The organism is Minwuia thermotolerans (genome assembly GCF_002924445.1).
Taxonomy (GTDB): domain Bacteria; phylum Pseudomonadota; class Alphaproteobacteria; order Minwuiales; family Minwuiaceae; genus Minwuia; species Minwuia thermotolerans.
In genome coordinates this window covers 1-5,871 of record NZ_PIGG01000054.1, presented here as the reverse complement: position 1 = coordinate 5,871, position 5,871 = coordinate 1, and the positions used below count along the sequence as shown (strand labels likewise).

6 protein-coding genes and 1 pseudogene are annotated in these 5,871 nt (G+C 64.5%); 1 reads left to right on the top strand and 6 read right to left on the bottom strand.

What is annotated here, in order from left to right:
- Window positions 1–91: 91 nt before the first annotated feature.
- Complete coding sequence (locus CWC60_RS16565; RefSeq protein ID WP_109795045.1) at window positions 92–670, bottom strand: DUF2924 domain-containing protein; 579 nt, start codon at window positions 668–670, stop codon at window positions 92–94.
- 112 nt (window positions 671–782) lie between these two features.
- On the bottom strand, window positions 783–1,325 hold the full coding sequence (locus CWC60_RS16560; RefSeq protein WP_109795044.1) for a DUF3489 domain-containing protein: 543 nt from the start codon (window positions 1,323–1,325) through the stop codon (window positions 783–785).
- A 250-nt stretch (window positions 1,326–1,575) separates the two neighbouring features.
- On the opposite strand from CWC60_RS16560, the pseudogene CWC60_RS16555 reads away from it, so the two are divergent.
- Window positions 1,576–2,196: pseudogene (locus CWC60_RS16555) on the top strand (IS630 family transposase); the annotation flags it as partial.
- A 113-nt stretch (window positions 2,197–2,309) separates the two neighbouring features.
- Here the strand turns inward: CWC60_RS16555 and CWC60_RS16550 are convergent.
- The 4 genes from CWC60_RS16550 to CWC60_RS23710 all read right to left on the bottom strand — a co-directional run.
- Window positions 2,310–2,894, bottom strand: coding sequence for a cupredoxin domain-containing protein (locus CWC60_RS16550; RefSeq protein ID WP_164516602.1), 585 nt, complete (start codon window positions 2,892–2,894; stop codon window positions 2,310–2,312).
- A 113-nt stretch (window positions 2,895–3,007) separates the two neighbouring features.
- Entirely contained in the window at window positions 3,008–3,712 is a 705-nt protein-coding gene (locus CWC60_RS16545; protein ID WP_109795042.1) for a copper resistance protein B, read from the bottom strand.
- Window positions 3,713–3,715: 3 nt separating this feature from the next.
- Window positions 3,716–5,542 carry a copper resistance system multicopper oxidase gene (locus tag CWC60_RS16540; protein WP_109795041.1) on the bottom strand — a complete coding sequence of 609 codons (1,827 nt, stop codon included), beginning with the start codon at window positions 5,540–5,542 and terminating at the stop codon, window positions 3,716–3,718.
- Window positions 5,543–5,574: 32 nt separating this feature from the next.
- Window positions 5,575–5,871, bottom strand: a 297-nt coding sequence (locus CWC60_RS23710; RefSeq protein ID WP_241147941.1) for a cupredoxin domain-containing protein, incomplete at its 5' end; no start/stop codon positions are given.

The following is a 5,871-nucleotide window of genomic DNA, read 5'->3' as shown; positions in this document are numbered from 1 at the left end:
GCGGACAGAGCGGCTGCCTCCGACGGTGCGTGACGGGTCGCCCCTGTTCGTCCGCCGGGTGATTGAGACACTGCCGTCTCGACGTCCCCGCTCAGCCATCGCTCCTGCCCTCGTGCATCGCGGTGACAGGACGTCGGTTCTCGTCTGAGTGTCCCGCGTTCCGGTCTCCGGTTGGCTTCCGGCCTGACGCCGGTGTATTGAGACCGAAGAAGCGCGGGCCGGACCAGCCGGCGCCGGTGATCTCCCGGGCGATGGCCGTGAGCGACGTAAAATGCCGGCCTTCATAGGTGAACCCGGCATCGGTGACCTCGACGACATGGCTGCGGCCATGCCACTGCCGGATCAGACGGCTGCCCGGTCGGAGGGCGCGGCGCGCCGGGCGCAACCGGACATCGTTGCCGGCAGGTTCGCTTCGCCCCGTTCCCTTGCCGCTGCTCCATCCGGTTCTCGAGAGTGCATCGAGGCGACGGCGGGTAGCGGCCGTGAAGCCGCCCTGCGCCTCGGCCTGCATGAGCCATGCGGCGTTACATTCCAGCAGACGGCGGCTCAGCCCCTTCGGCGGCGGGCGACGCCAGCGCCGCTGCCAGAGCACGACAAGGTCGTCGCGGGACAGGGCCCGGACGTAGCTCTCGACGTCGCCTCCAGACGATGGAATTGCCCGGGACGGCATCGATCTCCCGGTTCCAACGCTTCGGCTCGAAGTGATGATCGTGTCGCGGGCGGCGACGTTGCCGTCGCCGCCCGGGTACATGGTGGCTGCCCTTCGCATCGTCGGGATGCCGTCAGCCGGCCATCGCGCCCGCGCTGGCCGGCAGCGCGGCCCGGTAGACGCTGACGCCGTTGACTTCCTTGGTGCGGGTCACTTCGATGCCGCGCTTGCGGAAGCCCGTCAGCACCGCGCGGACGCTGTGCGCCTGCCAGCCGGTGAGCTGCACCATCTCGTCGATGTCGGCGCCTTCGTCCCGTTGCAGCAGGTCCAGCAGCTGCGCCTGCCGCGTGCCCGGCCGGAAAAGCGGCGGCGGGGCGTCATGGTTGTCGCCCGCGTCCGGTTCCGCGGTCGCGGCCTGCGCTGTCGCGCTCTCGTCTTCGCTGTCGTCAACCTCGGCCGCGGCCGTCTGCGAGACCGCTGCACGACCGGCCGCGGTGATGGTCCAGACGTCCTCCGCCGAGCACCGAACAAAGCCGCGACGCTCCAGCGACCGCAGCACAGCGCTGAGCGCAGCGCCCATCACCTGCATGTCTTCCGGCAGCGGGAGGACTTTGCCGTCGGCGCGGCGCGCGGCGTTGGCGAGGATGGCGATATGCCTGTCATTGAGCTTGGTCATGGTCGGTCTCCGTGGCCTTGTTCCGCGCCGGCCCGATGCCGGCGCTGTCACCAGGAGAAGCCCGGACCGCGATGCGGAGGCCGGGCCGGGGCCGGCCGCGCACACCCTTGCTCCGCCGATCCCGAGAGAATGCATGCTTCCTTGGCGCGCGAAGTCCAATGCAATGCGAAGTACACGGCTAGTGGATTGAACGGTTCAGATGAGTCCGTTTTGGGAGTCCTCTGCGTGCCCGGTCGTGCGAGTCTGTCGCATGCGCACCGGAAGATCCTTCACCGTCTCGTCTCGAGACCGCCAGCGATTGCAGGCGCTGGTCGCGGACCCCAAGAGTGCGCAGAAGCACGTCTGGCGGGCGCGTATTGTCCTTTTGAGCGGAGAGGGCCTGGGCACCTCGGCGATCATGGCCGAGAATGGCAAGTCCAAGACCTGCGTCTGGCGCTGGCAGGAGCGGTTCATGCACGCGGGCGTCGACGGTCTGCTTCGCGACAGGTCCCGCCCGCCGGGCAAGGCGCCGATCCCGCCGGAACGCGTCGCCGGGATCATCCGCCTGACGCTGGAGCTGCCGCCGTTCGAGGCGACCCACTGGACGCTGCGCGCGATGGCGAAAGTGGCCGGCGTCGCGGCATCGACGGTACAGGCGATCTGGAAGGCCCACGGCCTCAGCCCGCACCGCTGGCGGCACTTCGAGCTCTCGAACGACCCGGCCTTCGCCGGGAAGCTCACCGATATCGTCGGCCTCTATGTCGATCCGCCGGCCCATGCCGTGGTGCTCTCGGTGGACGAGAAGTCGCAGATCCAGTTGCCCGACCGCATCCAGCCCGGTCTGCCGATGAAGAAGGGCCGCGCCGGCACATTGACCCATGACTCCACCCGCTCATCACTTGTGCTGTCTACCCTGTCGCCCATGCCATCCCTCGAGTAACTGGAAGGTTAAGCACTCCATATGATTTACCGGTCGACTGTGGCGTGAGCGCGGTCGCGCGATGATTAGTTATCGATTCTAATAGTACCGACCATGCCCCGTTCGAAATGCCCCGGCATGTTGCAGGCGAAGGATAGCTCTGTATTCGTATTGAAACGCCAAACGATTTCGGCTGTGTCTCCTGGTTCCAGCAGTACACTCGATGGCTCTTTGTGATGCTGACCGGGGCCAGATCGACCATGAACATGCTTGGCGTGATCATGAACATCGGTGCGGGTAACGACCCCTTCCCGAACCAGTTTAAGAAGTTCTTCCTGATGCGCCCGATGCACAATATCTGTGCCAATATTAAATTCATGAACATTTTCACCAGCATTTTTTAGATAGAATTCTATAATCTCACCGCTTTTTATATTGATGGCATTTATCGAAAAGAAATAATCTCCTATACTTATTTCGATTCGCCGCTCCGCCATATCGGTGGAAGCGGGCGACCCAATGTTTTCTACATGATGTCCATATGCATGGCCGCTAAGTGGTTCCCCTAGCTGATCATCGAAATTCGCAAACGCCACCGTACTTGAAACAAGAATGGCGAATACGGTGATCGTCGAGTTGAACAATAAATCAGATTTTGAGATTCTTGACACAGTTGCCTCCAGTTGAACCATATCTGCTGGAAAGTCGGGCAATCAGCGATTGAACCGACTGTGGGCCCCGACACCGATCTGGTATCGGGGCCCGTCGGGCAGCCAAAGAACGCTCAGAACATGAAGCGCGTGCCGATGACGAAGAAGACGGCGCCTGCCTCCTCGCCGTCGGCTCGCGCCAGATCGGCGGTTTCGCCGAATTTCCGTTCGTAGTGGACGCCGACATAGGGCGAGACGAGCCGGTCGACCAGGTCGTAGCTGATGCGTCCGCCCACCTCGAGCGTCGGACCGAACGCGCCCTGCCCGGTCGCCGCGTCGTCGGTGAACGGCAGGTCGAACTCGATCGACGGTACGAAGACGATCCGGTTGGTGATCAGGCCCTCGTACTCCACCTCGAACCGGAAGGACGGGTGGTCCGAGACGAACAGGTCGGCGTCGACCTCGAACCACTGCCGCGTCAGACCGTGCAACCCGATCACGCCGTGGATCCGGTCAGGGCCCTTCGGCGTGTCCAGCCGCACGCCGGCAACGGCGTCGAAGAAGTCCGTCACCGGCGTCTGCAGCCGAAGCTGGTTCTCCAGCGTTTCGAAGGCTTCTTCGCCCGTGGCGTATTCCCCTTCGCTGCGCCAGACGACCTTCAACTCGTCGCTGCCGGCCAGCACGTCGAAATCCCAGGCGGCGACGTCCGAGCCTTCGCCGATCCGGTATTCGGCCTGTTCGACCTGAATCCCCCAGATCAACGGCTCGGCCTCGGCGGCGGACGCGGCCAGGGCGGCCGGGATCAACGCCCCGGCAAGTCGTTTCCAGAATCTATGCATGGTTCAGCCGCGCTCCCTTTCGGCCAGGTCCGCAGCCTCTTCCGGCGGGCCGCCCTCGACGATGACCTTCCGAAACATGCCGGCATCGGCGTGGTAGGACAGGTGGCAGTGGAACGCCCACTGGCCCGGCGCGTCGACCTCGGTCTCCATGTAGACCGTGGTGCCCGGCGCCACGCTGATCACGTGCTTGATCGGGTTCCACTCGCCGCTGCCATTGTCGAGGATCGACCACATGCCATGCAGGTGCATGGGGTGGGTCATCATGGTGGTGTTGACGAACTTGAAGCGCACGCGCTCGCCATATTGGAGCCGGATCGGCTCCGCGTCGGCGTATTTCACGCCGTTGATGGACCAGGTGTAGCGTTCCATGTTGCCGGTCAGTTCCAGTTCGATCTCCCGCGTGGCCGGACGATGCGGGTAGAGCGGCGCCCGGGCCTTCAGATCCGCGTAGGACAGGAAGCGCCCGCCGTCCGCCGCCTCGGGCTTGAGGCCGCTGCCGGGCGCGTAGAAGGGATCGGGGCCCCGCAGCGGCTCGGATTCTCCATGGCCCATTGCCGCGTGGTCCATTTCCGAGTCGTCCATCGCCTCCGGCTTCGGCGCATCGTGCCCCATCGCGGCATGATCCATCTTCGACTGGTCCATCGCTTCCGGCTTCGGCGCATCGTGCCCCATCGCGGAATGGTCCATCTTCGAATGGTCCACCGCTTCCGGCTTCGGCGGCTCATGCCCCATCGCGGCATGGGCCATATCACCATCCATGCCGCCATGTTCGCCATGGGCCATGCCCATGTCGGCCATGGTCAGCAAGGGCGCCTGACGCAACGCCGGCACCTCGGACGCCATGCCTTCCCGGGGCGCGAGCGTCCCGCGGCCATAGGCCGTGCGGCCCATGGATTCGGCGAAGATGGTGTAGGCGCGGTCGTCCTTCGGCTCCACAATGACGTCGAAGGTCTCGGCCACCGCGATGCGGAACTCGTCGACGACGACCGGCTGCACCTCGTTGCCGTCGGCCTGCACCACTGTCATCTCCAGGCCGGGAATGCGGATGTCGAAATAGGTCATCGCCGAGGAGTTGATGAAGCGGAGCCGAACCCGTTCGCCGGGCGAGAACAGGCCTGTCCAGTTCTGCGCCGGTCCCTTGCCGTTGATCAGCGGCGTGAAGCCCTGCAGATCCTCGATGTCCGTCGGCATCATCCGCATGTCGCCCCAGGCCTTGCGGTCGCTCAGGGCCGCACCGAAGCCCTTGTCCTCGGCATCGCCCAGGAAGTCGAACAGCGTCCGCTGTTTCCGGTTGTAGTAGTCCGGCATCATCTTGAGATTGCGCATGATGCGGTTGCCCGAATGGGGGTGCGCATCGGCGAGCTGGACGACGTACTCCCGGTCCCAGGCGTAGGGCTCGGGCTCCTTCGGCTCGATGACGATGGCGCCGTAGGCGCCGTCAGGTTCCTGGAAGCCCGTGTGGCTGTGGAACCAGTAGGTGCCACTCTGCACGATGGGAAAGCGATAGGTGAAAGTCTCGCCGGCCGGAATGCCGGGATAGCTGATACCCGGCACGCCGTCCTGCTGGTAGGGCAGGATCAGCCCGTGCCAGTGGATCGAGGTGCTTTCGGTGAGGTTGTTGGTGACTCTGATGGTCACGTCCTCGCCCTCCCTGAACCGGAGGACAGGCCCGGGGCTGGCCCCGTTGAAACCGACACCCGTGCGGGTGAAATCTCCGGTGTCGATCCCGACCCGGTCGACGGTGATCTCGTACTCGCCCGCCGAGACGGCGCCGGCGCCGGCGCCCAGGACGAGCGTTGCCGCGGCGAGCGCGATTGCGAAATTGCGCATGTGTTGTGTTCCCTGTTTCGGATGAAGAGCGATCATTGGTGCAGCCGGATCGGGCCCTTCATGCCGGATTCGTAATGCCCGGGTACATTGCAGGCGAATTCCAGTTCGGCGTCCGTGTCGAAGGTCCAGACGACCTCACCGCTCTCGCCCGGCTCCAGCAGGATGCTGTTGGCGTGATCGTGGCGCATGCCGTGCTCGCCCATCTTGTCGTGATGGATCCTGTCCGCGCCCAGCACGCCCTTCTGCATCATCTCCATCATCTCGGCCTGATGGGACGAATGCATGGCCGCGGTGGCGATGTTGAACTCGTGAACCAGTTCGCCCTTGTT

Excerpts from the sequence above, each read along its gene's own strand:
- CWC60_RS16565 (WP_109795045.1), bottom strand. The coding sequence starts at position 670 with ATGCCGTCCCGGGCAATTCCATCGTCTGGAGGCGACGTCGAGAGCTAC.
- CWC60_RS16560 (WP_109795044.1), bottom strand. The coding sequence starts at position 1,325 with ATGACCAAGCTCAATGACAGGCATATCGCCATCCTCGCCAACGCCGCG.
- CWC60_RS16545 (WP_109795042.1), bottom strand. The coding sequence starts at position 3,712 with ATGCATAGATTCTGGAAACGACTTGCCGGGGCGTTGATCCCGGCCGCC.
- CWC60_RS16540 (WP_109795041.1), bottom strand. The coding sequence starts at position 5,542 with ATGCGCAATTTCGCAATCGCGCTCGCCGCGGCAACGCTCGTCCTGGGC.